The following is a 17,508-nucleotide window of genomic DNA, read 5'->3' as shown; positions in this document are numbered from 1 at the left end:
ATTCGGTCGATTTTCGCGCCGCGCCAGCAGATCGCCTTCCGCTAAACTTTGCTGTTTACGTCCCTTGCCGATTGCCGCAAGACGACGCCATTGCACGAAGGTCGAAACCAGGGGGACCAGACGTGTCGGACGAGACGTCCAATCTTGAATTCCAGCCGCGCAGCCAGGGTAGCGTCATGGGCTTTCCGGCGCATGAAGGCCGGCCCGGCGCGCTCGGCGAGGTTCATGCCCGTCCGCATCCGCTGGTCGAGAAACCGCGCGTGCTCGTCCAGCTCTCCTTCATGACCGAAGGAGGTTCGTCGGTCGACCATGCCGTGCTTTCGGAACTGTCGCGCCGCCTCGGCATCGCCGCCCCCGAACGTCATGCCCGCCACCACGCCATGAAATGGGGCAAGGGCACGCTGCGCTGGGAGCGGCATACGGAGTTTTCGACCTATCTCTGGGAAGGGCCGTTGATCGAGAATGGCCGGGGGCAAGAGGATTCGCCCTTCGGCAATGGCTTTTCGCCGCCGGGAACCGTCATCTCGGGCATCCGGCTCGAGATCCGTAAATGGACGCAGGCAGCCGAGCGGCTGGTCGCCGGTTTCGACCCGACCAGCCTGTGTTACTCGCTGGTCGAGCGCGGCAACGCGGCCATCGTCACCGACTTCCGCCAGGACGGCGACGGCATGACCCGCATGCTGGTGCTCGACCGCGGTTTGACCCCGGCCAGCACCGGTGCGCTATCGCAGCGGCTGATCGATATCGAGACCTACCGCACACTTGCCATGCTCGGCCTGCCGCTGGCGCTCACCTTGTCCGGCCGCGCCCGCCGCATCGAGGATCGCCTGGCCCAGACGACGCTGGAAATGAAGGTCACTGAGACCCGCGACAGCCAAACCTTGCTCGCCGACCTGACGGAACTTGCCGCCGAACTGGAGGCTGACGCCGCTTCCAGCCTCTACCGCTTCGGCGCCAGCCGCGCTTATGACGGCATCGTCACGGAAAGGCTGGAGGCGTTGGATGAGGAGCCCGTGCAGGGCTACGACACCTGGGCGGGCTTTCTGCTGCGGCGCATGGCGCCAGCCATGCGCACCTGTCGCTCGGTCGAGGAGCGCCAGGCCAATCTGTCACGCAAGCTGACGCGTGCCACCACGCTGCTGCGCACCTGGGTCGACGTCGAGGTCGAGAAGCAGAACCGCGACCTGCTCGCCTCGATGAACAACCGCGCCCGCCTGCAATTGCGCCTGCAGCAGACCGTCGAAGGCCTTTCGGTCGCCGCCGTGTCCTATTACGTCGTCGGTCTCATCGGCTATGTCGCCAAGGGCGCGTCGGTCTTTGGCCATGCCTTCGCGCCGGAGGTCGTCACCGCCGCATCGGTGCCGGTCGCCATCCTCCTGGTCTGGTGGGGCGTGCGCAGGGTGCGACGGATGCACTCCGAGCCGGCGAAACATCCGGGCGAATAGTCCGCCACAACGCTTCGGGGGCATGGATGCGCAGCGGCAGATTGCCGCTGCGGAAGCTTTGCCTGCATCCGCCGCCCGGACCTTACCAAAGCAAGGTTTGCAACAACGGTCGCTAGCTGGTAAATCATTTTTACCAGTCGAGTGGAGGAAGTGCCGATGTCCGGCCTTGCCATGCCCAAGCCAGACGCCGAGACGCTGCGCCGGCGTAACGAAATCGTCGCCGACATGCGCATCATCGTGCCGGGCGAGGGTGTGGTCGACGCGGCCAATGAGATGCGTGCCTTCGAAAGCGACGGCCTGACCGCCTACCGGCAAGTGCCGCTGGTCGTGGTGTTGCCCGAGACGGTGGCGCAGGTTTCGCGCGTGCTGAAATACTGCAACGACCGCAACATCCGTGTCGTACCGCGGGGCTCGGGCACGTCCCTGTCGGGCGGCGCACTGCCGCTGGAGGACGCGGTGCTGCTCGTCATGAGCCGGTTCAACCGTATCCTCGGGATCGATTTTCCCAACCGGATCGTCGTCGCCCAGCCGGGCGTCACCAATCTCGGCATTTCCATCGCCGTCGAGCAGGAGGGCTTTTACTATGCTCCCGATCCATCCTCCCAGATCGCCTGCTCGATCGGCGGCAACGTGGCGGAGAACTCCGGCGGCGTGCACTGCCTGAAATACGGCCTTACCGCCAACAATGTGCTGGGCATCGAGATGGTGCTGATGAATGGCGAGGTGGTGCGGCTCGGCGGCGGCCACCTCGACGCGGAAGGCTATGACCTGCTCGGCGTCATGACCGGCTCGGAAGGTCTGCTCGGCGTCGTCACCGAGGTCACCGTGCGCATCCTGAAGAAGCCGGAGACGGCGCGCGCGCTGCTGATCGGCTTTCCAACCAGCGAGCAGGGCGGCCAATGCGTCGCCGACATCATCGGCGCCGGCATCATTCCAGGCGGCATGGAAATGATGGATCGTCCGGCGATCCATGCCGCGGAGGATTTCGTCCACGCCGGTTATCCGCTGGACGTCGAGGCGCTGCTGATCGTCGAACTCGACGGGCCGGCAGTCGAGGTCGATCATCTCATCATCGCGGTCGAGGCGATCGCCATCCGCAACGGCTCGACCACCTGCCGCATTTCGCAGTCCGAACAGGAGCGCCTGAGTTTCTGGGCCGGCCGCAAGGCGGCCTTCCCGGCGGTCGGCCGCATCTCGCCTGATTACTACTGCATGGATGGCACCATCCCGCGCAAGGAACTGCCGCGGGTGCTGCACGGCATGCGTGAACTCTCCGAGAAATATGGGCTCGGCGTCGCCAATGTCTTCCACGCCGGCGATGGCAATCTGCACCCGCTCATCCTCTACGATGCCAATGTGCCGGGCGAACTCGACAAGGCCGAAAGCTTCGGCGCCGATATCTTGCGGCTCTGCGTCAAGGTCGGTGGCGTGCTCACCGGCGAGCATGGCGTCGGGGTCGAGAAGCGCGACCTGATGCCCGAAATGTTCAACCAGGTCGACCTCGACCAGCAAATGCGTGTCAAATGCGCCTTCGACCCCAACCATCTGCTCAATCCCGGAAAAGTGTTCCCGCAACTGCGCCGTTGCGCCGAACTGGGGCGCATGCACGTGCATCGCGGGCAGGTGGCGTTTCCCGACATTCCGAGGTTTTGAGGTGACGGCGTCTCAGAACAGGGGTTCCTCGCCCCCGCAAAGCAGGGGAGAGGTGGCTCGGACGCAGCCCGAGACGGCGAGAAGCCAGGTGCGAACATGACCACCTTCACCCCCCTTACTCCAGATGAAGTCCTCTCCACCGTTGCCTGGGCGGCGGCGGAAGAGTCGCCGCTGGAAGTCCTCGGCCACGGCTCCAAGCGCGGCATTGGCCGTCCGTTGCAGACCGAGCACACGCTCGACCTGTCGAAACTTTCGGGCGTGACCCTCTACGAACCCGCCGAACTGGTGCTGTCGGCCAAATCAGGCACGCCTCTGGCCGAAATCGAAGGGCTGCTGGCTGAAAATGGCCAGCAGCTCGCTTTCGAGCCGATGGATTACGGACCGCTGCTCGGCGGCGAGCCGGGCAAGGGCACCATCGGCGGCGTGCTCGGCGCCAATCTGTCCGGTCCGCGCCGGCTGAAGGCGGGCGCCGCGCGCGACCATATCCTTGGCATCAACGTCGTCTCCGGACGGGGTGAAGCCTTCAAGTCGGGCGGCCGCGTGGTCAAGAACGTCACCGGTTATGATCTCTCCAAGCTGATGGCCAACAGCTGGGGCACACTGGCCGTGTTCACCGACGTCACCTTCAAGGTTCTGCCGGCAGCCGAGACCGAAGTCACGCTCGCAGTCCGTGGCCTGCTAGACGATGCCGCAGCAAGTGCCATGGCATTGGCGCTTGGGTCCAGCGCGGAAGTGTCGAGTGCCGCCCATCTGCCGGAGCGCATCGCCGCGCGCGTTGCCGGCGGCACGCTTGGCAGTGAAGCCGCCACGCTGCTGCGCGTCGAAGGCTTTGGTCCTTCCGTCGCTTACCGCATCGCCGCGTTGAGGGCACTGCTCGGCAAGGCCGGGCCACTGGAAGAGATTGCCGGTGAGACCTCCAAGGCAATCTGGCGCGACGTGCGCGATATCAGGCCCTTCGCCGACGGCAGCGAGAAGCCGGTCTGGCGGGTCTCGATGACACCTGTCCAGGGCCATCAGATGGTCCTGACCCTGCGCATGCAGGCTGCCGTCAGCGCCTTCTATGACTGGCAGGGTGGGCTGGTGTGGCTGCGCATGGAGGAGGGCGACCCGGAAGCCGGTTTGTTGCGCGGGCTCCTGAAGAAGCATGGCGGCGGCCATGCGACGCTGGTGCGCGCGGCCCCTGCCCATCGCGCCGCGCTGCCGGTGTTCGAGCCGCAGGCGCCGGCGCTTGCCGCGCTCGGCCAGCGGCTGAAACAGGAATTCGACCCGAAGAACATCCTCAATCCCGGCCGCATGGCTTAGGACATCAGAAATGCAGACCAATTTTTCGCTTGCCCAGCTTGCCGATCCGCATGTAGCCGAGTCCGAAAAGATCCTGCGCAAATGCGTGCATTGCGGCTTCTGCACCGCCACCTGCCCGACCTATGTGACGCTTGGCAATGAGCTCGACTCGCCACGCGGGCGCATCTATCTCATCAAGGACATGCTGGAGAACGGCCGTCCCGCCGACAAGGAGATCGTCACCCATATCGACCGCTGCCTGTCCTGCCTCGCCTGCATGACCACATGTCCGTCGGGCGTGAACTACATGCATCTTGTCGATCACGCTCGTGCGCACATCCAGGAAACCTACAAGCGTCCGCTGCTCGATCGCCTGACCCGCGCCATGCTGGCCTTCGTGCTGCCTTATCCCCAGCGTTTCCGCGCCGCGCTCAAACTGGCGAAACTGGGCAAGCCGTTCATTGGCTTGTTCGAGAAGCTCCCGGCGCTGAAGCCGCTCGGCGCGATGCTCAGGCTCGCCCCGGCATCGATCCCAGAGGCTTCGCCAATGGCCTTGCCGGGCGTTCACGCCGGGCAGGGAACGAAAAAAGGCCGTGTCGCCATCCTCACCGGCTGCGCGCAATCGGTGCTCGATCCCGCCATCAACGATGCGACCATCTCGCTGCTGACGCGGCTCGGCATCGAGGTGGTGGTGCCGCCGGGCGAGGGCTGCTGCGGCGCACTGGTCCATCACATGGGACGGGAAGAGGCAGCGCTTGCCTCGGCCAGGCAAAATGTCGATGCCTGGACGCGCGCCATCGACCAGGGCGGGCTCGACGCCATCATCATCACCGCGTCGGGCTGCGGCACGACGATCAAGGATTACGGCTTCATGCTGCGCCTCGATCCAGGCTATGCCGACAAGGCCGCACAGGTCTCGGCGCTGGCCAAGGATATCACCGAATATCTGGCTAGCCTCGATCTGCCCGAGCCGGTGCGCAAGCCGGGCATGGTCGTTGCCTATCATTCCGCCTGCTCCATGCAGCACGGCCAGAAGATAACGCGCCAACCGAAGGAGTTGCTCGCCAAGGCCGGTTTCATCGTCCGCGAGCCGCGCGAGGGCCATCTGTGCTGTGGTTCGGCCGGCACCTACAACATCCTGCAATCCGAGATTTCGGCCAAACTCCGCGACCGCAAGGTGAGAAACATCGAGGCGACGGGCGCCTCGGTCGTCGCCACCGGCAATATCGGCTGCATCACGCAGATCGCCTCCGCCGCCAGCATGCCTGTGGTGCACACGATCAAATTGCTCGACTGGGCCTATGGCGGGCCGAGACCTACAGGTGTTGGGGAGGACAGCCCGATCGCGGCGGAATAGGCGTCCGTTCCGGCGCTACTCCGCCGCAAGCCTGTCCGACGTGCCGTAGGTTGCCTCGTAGAGCGCGCGCTGCCGGCTGAGCGCCACCATGGTGTTGCGCAACAGGATCGCCACCGTGATCGGGCCGACGCCGCCTGGCACCGGCGTGATCCAGGAGGCGACCTCGCGTACGCTTTCGGTATCGACGTCACCGACGATGCGGCTCGCCCCGTCAGGCCCGATTTCCGAATTGATGCCGATGTCGATGACGGCGGCACCCGGCTTCACCATGTCGGCCTTGATCAGCCTGGGCTTGCCGACGGCGACGAACAGGGCGTCGGCGCGCCGCGCATGAGCGGCGACCGAGCGCGTCATGTGATGGCAGACAGTGACTGTCGCGCCCTCGCTCATCAACAGGAAGGCGATCGGCTTGCCGACGATTTCCGAATGGCCGACGACGACCACTTCCAGCCCCTTGAGGTCGAGGCCGGTTTCCTTGAGCAACTCGACCGAGGCCGCCGCCGTGCAGGGCGCGAGGTCGAGCTGGTTGTAGACGATGTTGCCGATCGAGGCCGGGTGCATGCCCTCGACGTCCTTCAGCGGATGCACGGCCGCCTGCAGCGTCTTGATCGGGATATGCGCGGGAACCGGCCGCTGGATGATGATGCCGGTTACGCGGGGATCGGCGTTCAGCCCGTGGATGGCTGCTTCCAACTCACCCGACGTGATGGTGGCGGGAAAACGCCGCTCCTCGAAATCGATGCCGGCGAGCTGGGCCTTGGCGCGCTGGTTGCGCACATAGACATCGACCGCGTCGGTATCGCCGACGGTGATCGAGATCAGCTTGGGCGGAAAACCCTCGGCCTTGGCAATGGCCGCATCCTCGCGCACGGCGGCGATGATGCGCTGGGCAACCGGGCCGCCCTTGAGATAGCGGCTGTCGTCGGACAGGGACATAGTTCGAACCTTTGGTGGGGAGATTGTGCAGTGCAATAGCAGAGCATGGCCCGGAAATCAGCCCTGAAAACGAAACACCGTGCCTCCGGGGCGACCTGTCGCACCATGAAACGAAAAGGGCAGCCCGGTTACCCGTGCTGCCCTCTCGTGACTGGCCGTATCCCCACACGGCCCGTCCCCCGTTAACTCGTTGCCAGTCTAAGCACGTCTTCCAACAGCGCGCTAGGGCTTGAGGGCAACAGCGCGCCAAAACCTTCTCAGCACTGCTTAACCAGCTGATTCGCCGTCACTATATCACTTCGACCGTGGTTCCGACATTGACCCGTTCATAAAGGTCGACGACGTCCTCGTTGCGCATGCGGATGCAGCCTGACGACACCGCGCCACCGATCGTCCATGGCTGGTTGGTGCCGTGGATGCGGTATTCAGTCGTGCCAATATAGAGCGCACGGGCGCCGAGCGGGTTTTCGATGCCGCCGGCCAGATAGGTCGGCAGGTAGCGGCCCTTGGCCGCCTCGCGTTTGATCATCTCGGACGGCGGACGCCAGTCCGGCCAGATTCGCTTGTTGGTGATCTTGTGCGTGCCCGACCATTCAAAGCCCGGCTTGCCGGTGCCGACGCCGTAGCGCCGCGCCTTGCCGTTCTTTTCGACCAGATAGAGGAAATTCTGCGTCGTATCGATCACGATGGTGCCTGGCTTCTGCCCACCGTCATAGGCGACTTCCTGCGGCAGGTAGATCGGGTTGATCTGCGGGCGCATGAGCATGCGTTTGCCCGGCGCCTGCACGGCCGCCGTCTGCACCCGGTCGGGCTGTGCTTGCGGCTGTGCGTAGCGCGGGCGTTGCTGTACGACTGAACGGTTCTGCCGCACGATGCCGGGCGCATGGCCAAGCTGCAGCACCCAGGGTGCGGATAGATCGGGGCTCACCATTACCGGCGGCCTGTCGGCATAGCGGTCCTGGGCATTGGAAGGCGTGACGCCGGCGGCAAGGACAGCCATGGCGCCGAGCAAGGGAAACAGAACTCTATTCATCGGGAACGCACCTTGATCCTCGGATACAACCGGGTGGCAACGCTCCCGGGTTCAGCGATCATTGGCGTGCTAGCAGCAACCGAAACATGAATCGGAATGCGTAAAATGCCGCCCAGTCGGTAAACCTTTTGGTGTGGTTACCGCCTGGTTCAGGAATCTGGTAAAGCCACGGTAAAACAGCGCAAAAGCACGTTAACGAATGGATTTTTGGTATGGAAAAGGAAAACACCGGCCTGCTCTCCGGTCCCGACGGTATCGTGCGCTGCTTCTGGCACGGCAATCTGCCCGACTATCTGCACTATCATGATCATGAATGGGGCCGGCCGGTGGCCGACGACCGCAGACTGTTCGAAAAGATCTGCCTTGAAGGGTTTCAGTCGGGCCTGTCGTGGCTGACCATCCTGCGCAAGCGGGAGAATTTTCGCGAGGCCTTCGCCGGCTTCGACTTCGACAAGGTCGCGGCCTTCACGGAGCGGGACGTCGAGCGCCTGCTCGGCAATGCCGGCATCATCCGCCATCGCGGCAAGATCGTCTCGACCATCAACAACGCCAAACGCGCCCGCGAGATGGCCGACGAGTTCGGCTCGCTGGCCGCCTGGTTCTGGAAGTTCGAGCCTGGCAAGGACGAGCGGCCTGAAACCGTCGACCTCGCCCATCTGCGCGCCAACCCGACCACCGCGGTTTCCGTGCGGATTTCGAAGGACCTGAAGAAGCGCGGTTGGACCTTCGTCGGCCCGACCACAGTCTACGCCTTCATGCAGGCTATGGGCCTGGTCAACGACCATCTCGTGGGATGTGTGTGCCGCAACGAGGTCGAGAAGGAACGCAAGGCATTCAAGCGGCCGAAATAGCGCTTCAAGTCCCGTGAGCAGGCTGCCGCCTATCAGGTGCCGGCGGCTCCGGACAGGTAAAGCCCGGCGACGATGGCGGCCACGATGGCGAGGGCCGGATAAATCACCAGCAGGCCGGTCACCAGCGCATCCCGCATGGCGGGGCTGGCGCCTTCGCCGGGCTCGAACGGACCGGCTGCCTGGCTTGTCATCTTGTGAGTGTGGGTGTCGGCCGGGCGCAGATGTGCGTGCAGGCCGCTTGCGCCGCCATCGCCGATGTCGAATTTCCGCGCCACAGCCATGGCCCGATCCCCTTGTTTCGGCCTGTTTATCGTCCGCGATTGTGTCGGCGGAATGCCGCGCTTATGGCGGAATTGGTTCATTTTCGCAGTGGTTTGTTGCTGTGAGGCGAGGCTTCGCATGGCCTTGCCGCACCAAGCGTCATCGTTTAGGACACGCGCGTTGTGAAAATCGCATCATGTTGTGAAAATCGCAGCATTACCGACCTGCCATCGCCACAAACACTGAGCAAGCACCCATGGCCGACAAATCGGAAAAGACGAAAGCGCGGCTGCCGCGCGGGTTTGCCGACCGCAGCGCCGAGGACATCCGCGCCGTCGAGAAGATGATGGCGACGATCCGCTCGGTCTATGAACTCTATGGCTTCGAACCCGCCGACCAACCGCTGATCGAATATACGGACGCGCTCGGAAAATTCCTGCCCGACCAGGACCGGCCGAACGAAGGCGTGTTCTCCTTCCAGGACGATGACGACCAGTGGCTGTCGCTGCGCTACGACCTGACCGCGCCGACGGCGCGTTTCGTCGCCGAGAATTTCGAGCGCCTGCCCAAACCCTACCGCAGCTACCGTTCCGGCTGGGTGTTCCGCAACGAAAAGCCCGGCCCCGGCCGCTTCCGCCAGTTCATGCAGTTCGACGCCGACACAATCGGCACGCCGGGCGTCGCCGCCGACGCCGAGATGGCGATGATGATGGCCGACGTCATGGAGGCGCTCGGCATCAAGCGCGGCGACTACGTCATCCGCGTCAACAGCCGCAAGGTGCTGGACGGCGTGCTCGAGGCGATCGGCCTTGGTGGTGATGAGAATGCCGGCCGTCGGCTGACGGTGCTGCGCGCCATCGACAAGCTCGACAAGCTCGGCCCGGAAGGGGTCCGGCTTCTGCTTGGCCCGGGGCGTTGGGACGGCGGCAAGGAAGGCGAGGGCGACTTCGCCAAGGGCGCCGGGCTGAATGACACGCAAGCCGAGGCCGTTCTTCTGGCGACCGCGCGAAATGCGCAGGCTGGCCAGGACGCCAGCGTCAGCGGGAATGCGGTCTACCAGGAGGGCGTTGGTGAACTCGCGACGATCGAGGCCCTGGTCAGGGCCGCCGGATATGTCGAGGACCGCATCGCCATGGATCGATCCGTTGTGCGTGGTCTCGAATACTACACCGGCCCGGTCTTCGAGGCCGAGCTGCTGGCCGAAATCCCCAACGAGGACGGCCAGATCGTGCGCTTCGGTTCGGTCGGCGGCGGCGGGCGCTATGACGGGTTGGTCTCACGCTTCCGTGGCGAACCGGTTCCGGCAACCGGCTTTTCCATCGGCGTCTCCAGGCTGATGACGGCGCTGAAGAACCTCGGCAAGCTCGACAGCGCCGACGTCATCGCGCCGGTTGTCGTGCTGGTCATGGACAGGGACACGGAAAGCCTCGGCCGCTACCAGAAGATGGTCTCGCAATTGCGCGCCGCCGGCATTCGCTCCGAAATGTATCTCGGCGGCGCCGGCATGAAGGCGCAGCTCAAATATGCCGACCGCCGCGGTTGTCCGGTCGCCGTTATCCAGGGCGGCGACGAGCGCGCCAAGGGCGAGGTGCAGATCAAGGACCTGATCGAAGGCGCGCGCATGTCGGCCGAAATCACCGACAACGCCGAGTGGCGCGCGGCAAGGCCGGCGCAGGTGACAGTCGCTGAGGGCGAACTGGTCGCCGAGGTGAAGAAGATCCTGGCGGCGCAGGCCGAGGAGAGGGCCAAGTGACGAGCACCGCGCGGCCTCTTCCTTCTCCCCATGTGGGAGAAGGTGGCCTCGCGAAGCGAGGTCGGATGAGGGGTGTTCCATGGAACGCAAGCGCCTCATTCCGTCACGCACCCCTCATCCGTCTCGGCGCTGCGCGCCAATCCACCTTCTCCCACAAGGGGAAAAGGGAAGGCTGCGCTTCATGACCTCCCGCTACCCCGCAATATCGACCGACATCATCACCCTCTTCGCAACCCGCAACACGCATGCGGTCGAAGTCGCGGTGCTGCAGCCGGCCGATCCGTTCCTCGACATGGCCGGCGAGGATCTGCGCCGGCGCATTTTCCTGACCGAGAGCGAGACCGGGCAGACGCTTTGCCTGCGACCCGAATTCACCATTCCCGTCTGCCTGGACCACATAGCCAGCCAGGCCGACACGCCGCGCCGCTACTCCTATCTCGGCGAAGTGTTTCGCCAGCGCCGCGAGGGCGGCAACGAGTTCTTCCAGGCCGGCATCGAGGATCTCGGCGACCGCGACACGGCCGAAGCCGACGCCCGTTCGGTGGCTGACGCCCATGCGTTGCTGTCGCTGGTGCTGCCCGGCCAGTCGCTGGCGGTCACGCTCGGCGACCAGGGCATCTTCGAGGCGGTGCTGGCGGCCCTCGGCCTGCCGCGCGGCTGGCGCATGCGGCTGGCCCGTGCCTTCGGCTCGGCGCCGATGCTGGAGGCGGCACTCGCCGATCTCGCCAACCCGCCACGCAACGGCCAACTCTCCGGCCCGGTCGCGGCGCTTGTCCTCGATGGTGATCTGGACGGCCTCTCCCGGCACATTGCCGGTGGAATGGAGGAGGCCGGCTTGTCGGCATCCGCCGGGCGCGCGCCATCGGATATTGCGCGGCGGCTGATCGAGAAAGCCGAGTTGCGCAGCGTGCGGCTGTCGGACGAGGCCTTCGCGGCGCTGAAGGGTTTCCTGGCGATCGACGTGCCGCTCGATGGCGCGGCCCAGGCGTTGGAAACCTTCGCCGCCGGCGCCGGACTTTCGCTGGGTGCGGCGCTGGAAAAATTCGCGGCTCGCGCCAGGGCGATCGAGGCGCATGGATTGCCCTCGGCAAAGATCCGCTATGATGCCGCCTTCGGCAGGCCGCTCGATTATTACACCGGTGTCGTCTTCGAAATAGCAGTGCAAGGTGGCGACCGCCCCCTGGCCGGTGGCGGCCGGTACGACAGGTTGCTGACACTGCTTGGCGCCAGGACCGCGATCCCAGGTGTCGGCTTTTCGGTGTGGCTCGACCGCATCGAGGCGTTGCGGGAGAAGGCACCATGATCACGCTGGCCGTTCCCTCGAAAGGCCGGCTGAAAGAGCAGGCGCTGGAGGTGCTGGCCAGGGCCGGCCTCGCCGTCAGCCTGCCAGGCGACGAGCGTAAGTATCATGCCCGCGTCGATGGCCTGGACAATGTCGAGGTCGCCTTCCTGTCGGCCTCCGAAATCTCGGGCGAGATAGGCCAGGGTGCGGTCGACCTCGGCATCACCGGCGAAGACCTTGTGCGGGAAAATCTCGCCGACTGGGAGGCGCGGTCCGAAATCGTTGCCCGTCTCGGCTTCGGCCATGCCGATGTCGTGGTGGCGGTGCCCGAGATCTGGCTCGATGTCGACACCATGGCCGATCTCGACGACGTCGCCGCCGATTTCCGCCAGCGCCATGGCCGGCGGCTCAGGATCGCCACCAAATACTGGCGGCTGACGCAGCAGTTCTTTTCGCTCAAGCACGGCATCCAGGTCTATCGCATCGTCGAGAGCCTCGGCGCCACCGAAGGTGCGCCGGCGGCAGGGCTTGCCGATGTCATCGTCGACATCACGTCGTCAGGCTCGACGCTGCGCGCCAACCACCTCAAGGTGCTGGGCGATGGCGTGGTCCTGAAGTCGCAAGCCTGCCTGGTCGCATCGAGGAAGACACGTGCGGCGGCCGACGAAGCCGTCCTGCGCGACATCGCCGCGAAAATTGCTGCCGCGGTCGCGTAGCGATCCTTCGGGAGACGGCTCCAGTACCATCGACGGGATTTCCAGCATCCCGGCAGGCTGATAGGCTTGGTCCGTGCTGGGAGGAAACAGCGATGCCGGTCAATCTCGATGAGCTGAAGAACGCCACCAATCTGCGTCGACGTGGCACGAGCGCCGGCGGCGTCTTTGTCGCGCCCGTGGACGGCAGGGCGCATGTCTCGGGCGATCGCGGCGTACCGCTTCTCGACAAGACGATCCCTGAGCTTTTCTCCGACACTGTGAGCAAATACGGCACGCTCGATGCCGCCGTCTTCGTTGGCCAGGACAAGCGCTTCACCTGGAGCGAACTGTCTGACACGGTGGATGCGCTGGCCGCCGGCTTCCTGGCCCTCGGCCTCCAGAAAGGCGACCGCGTCGGCATCTGGTCGCCTAACCGCTGGGAATGGCTGGTGACGCAGTTCGGCACCGCCCGCATCGGCCTAATCCTGGTCAACATCAATCCGGCCTACCGGTTGACCGAACTGGAATATGCGCTGAACAAGGTCGGCTGCAAGGCCCTGGTGACGGCGGCCAGCTTCAAGACCTCGGACTATCTCGGCATGATCGAGACGCTGGCACCGGAGATTGCCACGGCGGCACCGGGTCAGTTGAAGGCCGGGAAATTGCCTGCGCTCAGGATCGTCATCCGCATGGGCGAGGACAATTCGCCGGGCATGTTCAATTTCGGCGACGTGCTGGCCATGGCCGGCCGCGACGAGCATGACAGCCTCGATCGTATCTCGGAAGGGTTGAAGCCGGGCGAGGCGATCAACATCCAGTTCACGAGCGGAACAACGGGAGCGCCCAAGGGCGCGACGCTGACCCATTCGAACATCGTCAACAATGGCAATTTCGTCACATCTGCCATCAAGCTCACTGTCGACGACCGGCTCTGCATCCCGGTGCCGCTTTATCATTGCTTTGGCATGTCGATGGGCACGATGGGTTGTGTGTCGAAGGGAGCGACCATGGTTTTTCCCAGCGAGGGTTTCGATCCCGGCCTGACGCTGAAAGCCGTGTCGCAGGAGCGCTGCACAGGCCTCTATGGCGTGCCGACCATGTTCGTCGGCATGCTCGACCACGCGGATTTCTCGACATTCGATCTTTCCAGCCTGCGTACCGGCATCATGGCCGGTTCGCCATGCCCGATCGAGGTGATGAAGAAGGTGGTGTCGCTGATGCATATGTCGCAGGTGACCATCGCCTACGGCATGACCGAGACCAGCCCGGTCTCGTTCCAGAGCGGAGTCGACGATCCCCTGGAAAAGCGGGTCTCCACCGTCGGGCGCATCCACCCTCATGTCGAAGTCAAGGCGATCGACGCCGATGGCGCCACCGTTGCGGTCGGCGCGCCGGGCGAGCTCTGCACGCGCGGCTACTCGGTGATGAAGGGCTATTGGGACGACGACGAGAAGACCGGCGAGGCGATCGACAGCGACGGCTGGATGCACACCGGCGATCTCGCCACCATCGACGTCGAGGGCTATTGCAACATTGTCGGCCGCGTCAAGGACATGGTCATCCGCGGCGGCGAGAACGTCTATCCGCGCGAGGTCGAGGAATTCCTCTACCGGCATCCCAAGGTCAAGGAGGTGCAAGTGTTCGGCATCCCGGACGCCAAATATGGCGAGGAGCTGTGCGCCTGGATCGTGCTCAAGCCCGGCCAGATCGCCACCGAACAGGAGATAAAGGCCTACTGCGCCGGCCAGATCGCCCACTACAAGGTGCCGCGCCACATCCGCTTCCGCACCGAATTGCCCATGACGGTGACCGGCAAGCCGCAGAAATTCCTAATGCGCCAAGCCATGGTGGAAGAGCTGGGGCTGGTGACACAGAAGACGGCGTGACTGGCTCGGAGCGGGCCGGGAAGCCGCTGCCCCTATGAGCAGCGGCTGATATCGGCGCGATCATCGATCCTGGGCCAGAGCCACGGCATCGGGCCCGGCCGGGAAACGGAGCTCGCCCGATACATCGTTGGCCGCGCGCCAAACAGCCTCGGCCACGTCGGTTTCCTTCGTGACCATTGCCGGCTGCGCGAACGCCGCGAAGATCGGCTTTGCAAATGACGCATACGCCTCGGGGATCAGATCGGCGATGCGCACGTCCGAATTCGCTGCAAAACGAGTGGTCGGGGCATAGCCGGGCTCGACCAGTTTGACGCGCACGTCGAAGGCGTCAAGTTCATGGGCCAGCGAACCGGTGAACCCCTCGATGGCCATCTTGCTGGCGGTATAGGCGGCGGCCAGCGGCATCGGCGCGAGCGTCACGCTCGAGGTTACGTTGACCACCACGCCCGACCGCCTGGCGCGGAACTGGGGGATCACGGCCTGCGTCATTGCCATCACGCCGAACGTGTTGGTTTCGAAGACCTTTCGGATGTGGGCCATCGGCGTGGCCTCGAAGGCGCCCACCACCCCGATCCCGGCATTGTTGACGAGCGCGTCGATCGGTCCGCTCGCTTCAAGCGCGGCCGCGATGCTGGCGGCATCGGTTACGTCGAGCGGCAGCATCCTCAGGCGATCCGATCGTGGCAAGATGCCGTCGCGCGGATTGCGCATCGTGGCGATGACGCTCCAGCCCTGGGAGTGGAAGTGGCGTGCGGTCTCCAGGCCGTAGCCGGACGAGCAGCCTGTGATCAGTACGGTTTTCATGAGCTATCCTCTTTTGCGTTGACGCCGGAGAATTAGCCGCCACAATCAGGACTATCATCAATCAACAGTCCACATTTTATCCGCAAGAGTCCAAAGAATGGTCGACCCTCTTTCAAGCGTGATCGAACTGCTGCGGCCGCGAGCCGTTTTTTCCAAGGGCATCAGCGGCGCCGGGCGCTGGGGGGTGCGTTATTCCGCGTTCGGTCAGCCGGGCTTCTGCGCGGTCCTGGAGGGCCGCTGCCGGCTCGTTGTCGATGGCGAGAGTCCCGTCTTGCTCGAGGAGGGGGACTTCGTGCTCCTGCCGGCAACGCCGGCATTCACCATGTCCAGCCTCGAACCGGCGGTGCCCAGGCACATCGACCCTCGTCTGGAGCCGGCGCCGGAGCAGGAGGTTCGCCATGGTCGCCCCGACGGTCCGCCCGATGTCCGCTTGCTGGGAGGCTATTTCGTCTTCGATTCCCCCGATGCGGACCTGCTGGTCTCCCTCCTGCCGGCCATGGTTCACGTGCGCGGCCACCGCCGCCTCACCGTGCTGGTGCATCTCGTCGGGGAGGAGGCTGGCGCGCAAAATGTAGGTCGGGACCTGGTGCTTGCGCGCCTGGTCGAAGTCCTGTTGATCGAGGCGCTGCGTGCCATGCAGGGCAAGGACGCATCGCCGGGCCTCTTGCGCGGACTTGGCGACGCCCGCATTGCCGGGGCGCTGCGGCGGATGCACAGCGGCCCCGAACAGTCCTGGACGGTGGCCGAACTTGCGCGTGAGGCCGGCATGTCACGATCGGCCTTCTTCGATCGCTTCATGCGCGCCGTTGGAGTGCGGCCCATGGAATATCTGCTCGCCTGGCGCATGGCCCTGGCAAAGGACCTGCTGCGCGACAGGGATGTCGCCCTTGACGAGGTTGCCAGGCGTGTGGGCTATGGCTCGGCAAGCACGTTCAGCATTGCGTTCAGCCGGCACGTTGGAAAACCGCCAGGCCGATACGCACGTGGCGATCGGACAGGAGCAGGCAGGCATGTCGCCTGACTCCTGGCAGTCGGGTCCTACGGAGGGATACCCGTCTTCATGGACGGCGCGTGATCGTCGAACGCGGTGCGCCGCGCGAGATGATCGCCAATCCGACTTCGCCGCGGACACGCGAGTTTTATCCAGGGTTCTGTAGCGACTGGTTTGACCCGGCCTTAGAGCGGTTCAGTGTTTGATGGAATCGCTGACCCGCTCTAACTCTTTGTTTTCACGCAATTCCGGACGGAAAACCGCTACGCACTTTTCCTGGAATTGCTTTACGCCGCCAGCACCGCCGCGCCGAGACCGCGGATGATCCTGGCAAGTTCCACGCATTCGCCGTGCCTGGCATTGTTGCGCCGCCAGGCAAGGCAGATCATGCGTTGCGGCATCGGCTCCTGGAACGGCACGATCTTCAGGTCGGGGATAGTGCCGGCTGGCCCCGCCGCCATTTCGGGGATGAGCGTGACGCCAAGCCCGTGCGCCACCATCTGCAGGAGCGTGGTCAGGCTTGTGGCGCCGTAGCTTGCCATCGCCACCGGCCGCACATTGCCGCAGATGGCGAGCGCCTGCTCGCGCAGGCAATGGCCTTCTTCCAGCAGCATCAGCCTTTCCAGTGCCGGGCTCTCCGGTGGAACCGGCGGCGAGGCAAAGGCCGGATCGCCTGACGGTACCGCGAGGAAGAACCGGTCGGGAAACAGCGCTTCGGCGACCAGTCCGGGATGGTCGAGCGGAAGCGCGGCGATGAAGGCGTCGAGTTTTCGCGACGCGGTGTCCTCGACGAGGGAGGTGGTGACCGCTTCGCGCAGTTCAAGCAGCAAGGCCGGGAAATGCTTCTTCAATTCGGGCAGCGCGCGCGGCAGAAGATAGGGCGCCACGGTCGGGATGATGCCCAGCCGGAAGCGCCCCTCCATCGCCGTGCGGCCGCGCCTGGCCGTCGTTTCCACGTCACGGATATCCGCCAGAATGCGCTCGATACGCGGCAACAGGGCTACCGCCTCGTCCGTCATGCGCACCGACTTGCCACCGCGTTCGAACAGCCGGCAGTTCAGCCGTTGCTCCATTTCGGCGATCTGGGAGGACAGCGCCGGCTGGCTGACACCGGCAAGTTTCGCCGCACGCCCGAAATGCAGCGTCTGCGCCAGCGCGTCGAAATATTGCATCTGGCGAACGGTCAATCCGATCATGCAGCCAAGCCTATCATAAGAAAATCCTATCGAAATAAACAGGAAAGGCAATTTGTTTTTATCGGTAATGTGGCCTAGTCTGGA

The 17,508-nt window shown here is 64.5% G+C and carries 15 protein-coding genes; 10 read left to right on the top strand and 5 right to left on the bottom strand.

Translation table 11 applies throughout. The annotated features are described in order from the left end of the window. Positions 1 to 122: 122 nt before the first annotated feature. The 4 genes from LB556_RS25480 (at position 123) to glcF (ending at position 5,736) form a co-directional block, all read left to right on the top strand. Positions 123 to 1,445 carry a DUF3422 family protein gene (locus LB556_RS25480; RefSeq protein ID WP_224570353.1) on the top strand — a complete coding sequence of 441 codons (1,323 nt, stop codon included), beginning with the start codon at positions 123 to 125 and terminating at the stop codon, positions 1,443 to 1,445. Positions 1,446 to 1,601: 156 nt separating this feature from the next. Next, entirely contained in the window at positions 1,602 to 3,098 is a 1,497-nt protein-coding gene (locus LB556_RS25475; protein WP_224570352.1) for an FAD-linked oxidase C-terminal domain-containing protein, read from the top strand. Between the two features lie 96 nt (positions 3,099 to 3,194). Next, the gene (locus LB556_RS25470) at positions 3,195 to 4,400 is read left to right on the top strand and encodes an FAD-binding protein (protein ID WP_224570351.1); all 1,206 of its coding nucleotides are present in this window, start codon (positions 3,195 to 3,197) and stop codon (positions 4,398 to 4,400) included. A gap of 10 nt (positions 4,401 to 4,410) precedes the next feature. Further along, positions 4,411 to 5,736, top strand: a complete 1,326-nt coding sequence (gene glcF / locus LB556_RS25465; protein WP_224570350.1) for a glycolate oxidase subunit GlcF — start codon at positions 4,411 to 4,413, stop codon at positions 5,734 to 5,736. Positions 5,737 to 5,751: 15 nt separating this feature from the next. Here glcF and LB556_RS25460 read toward each other — a convergent pair whose 3' ends face one another. Both LB556_RS25460 and LB556_RS25455 read right to left on the bottom strand, forming a co-directional pair. Beyond that, positions 5,752 to 6,672: a bifunctional 5,10-methylenetetrahydrofolate dehydrogenase/5,10-methenyltetrahydrofolate cyclohydrolase gene (locus tag LB556_RS25460; protein WP_224570349.1), complete on the bottom strand. Its 921-nt coding sequence runs from the start codon at positions 6,670 to 6,672 to the stop codon at positions 5,752 to 5,754. Positions 6,673 to 6,961: 289 nt separating this feature from the next. After that, on the bottom strand, positions 6,962 to 7,705 hold the full coding sequence (locus LB556_RS25455) for a L,D-transpeptidase (protein WP_224570348.1): 744 nt from the start codon (positions 7,703 to 7,705) through the stop codon (positions 6,962 to 6,964). A 212-nt stretch (positions 7,706 to 7,917) separates the two neighbouring features. Here LB556_RS25455 and LB556_RS25450 point away from each other — a divergent pair, with 212 nt between their 5' ends. Next, on the top strand, positions 7,918 to 8,556 hold the full coding sequence (locus LB556_RS25450) for a DNA-3-methyladenine glycosylase I (RefSeq protein WP_224570347.1): 639 nt from the start codon (positions 7,918 to 7,920) through the stop codon (positions 8,554 to 8,556). Positions 8,557 to 8,588: 32 nt separating this feature from the next. Here the strand turns inward: LB556_RS25450 and LB556_RS25445 are convergent, their stop codons facing one another. Next, positions 8,589 to 8,837, bottom strand: a complete 249-nt coding sequence (locus LB556_RS25445; protein WP_224570346.1) for a hypothetical protein — start codon at positions 8,835 to 8,837, stop codon at positions 8,589 to 8,591. A gap of 236 nt (positions 8,838 to 9,073) precedes the next feature. Between LB556_RS25445 and hisS the strand changes: the two genes are divergently transcribed. The 4 genes from hisS to LB556_RS25425 all read left to right on the top strand — a co-directional run bounded on the left by hisS (position 9,074) and on the right by LB556_RS25425 (position 14,433). Further along, positions 9,074 to 10,570 carry a histidine--tRNA ligase gene (gene hisS, locus LB556_RS25440; protein WP_224570345.1) on the top strand — a complete coding sequence of 499 codons (1,497 nt, stop codon included), beginning with the start codon at positions 9,074 to 9,076 and terminating at the stop codon, positions 10,568 to 10,570. A gap of 181 nt (positions 10,571 to 10,751) precedes the next feature. Continuing rightward, a complete protein-coding gene (locus tag LB556_RS25435) occupies positions 10,752 to 11,873 on the top strand; it encodes an ATP phosphoribosyltransferase regulatory subunit (RefSeq protein WP_224570344.1) in 1,122 nt (373 codons plus the stop codon). Then, positions 11,870 to 12,568 carry an ATP phosphoribosyltransferase gene (gene hisG, locus LB556_RS25430; RefSeq protein WP_224570343.1) on the top strand — a complete coding sequence of 233 codons (699 nt, stop codon included), beginning with the start codon at positions 11,870 to 11,872 and terminating at the stop codon, positions 12,566 to 12,568. The genes LB556_RS25435 and hisG overlap by 4 nt, the downstream gene beginning before the upstream one ends. A gap of 92 nt (positions 12,569 to 12,660) precedes the next feature. Then, on the top strand, positions 12,661 to 14,433 hold the full coding sequence (locus LB556_RS25425) for an AMP-binding protein (RefSeq protein WP_224570342.1): 1,773 nt from the start codon (positions 12,661 to 12,663) through the stop codon (positions 14,431 to 14,433). A gap of 60 nt (positions 14,434 to 14,493) precedes the next feature. Here LB556_RS25425 and LB556_RS25420 read toward each other — a convergent pair whose 3' ends face one another. Beyond that, positions 14,494 to 15,237, bottom strand: a complete 744-nt coding sequence (locus LB556_RS25420; RefSeq protein ID WP_224570341.1) for an SDR family oxidoreductase — start codon at positions 15,235 to 15,237, stop codon at positions 14,494 to 14,496. Between the two features lie 97 nt (positions 15,238 to 15,334). On the opposite strand from LB556_RS25420, the gene LB556_RS25415 reads away from it, so the two are divergent. Beyond that, complete coding sequence (locus LB556_RS25415; RefSeq protein WP_224570340.1) at positions 15,335 to 16,258, top strand: AraC family transcriptional regulator; 924 nt, start codon at positions 15,335 to 15,337, stop codon at positions 16,256 to 16,258. A gap of 257 nt (positions 16,259 to 16,515) precedes the next feature. On the opposite strand, the gene LB556_RS25410 is transcribed toward LB556_RS25415, so the two are convergent. Next, entirely contained in the window at positions 16,516 to 17,424 is a 909-nt protein-coding gene (locus LB556_RS25410; protein ID WP_224570339.1) for a hydrogen peroxide-inducible genes activator, read from the bottom strand. Positions 17,425 to 17,508 lie beyond the last annotated feature (84 nt).

It is taken from the genome of Mesorhizobium sp. ES1-4 (assembly GCF_020164745.1).
Taxonomy (GTDB): domain Bacteria; phylum Pseudomonadota; class Alphaproteobacteria; order Rhizobiales; family Rhizobiaceae; genus Mesorhizobium.
Note: the sequence above shows the minus strand (reverse complement) of the source record. Positions and strands in the feature narration are given on the sequence as shown.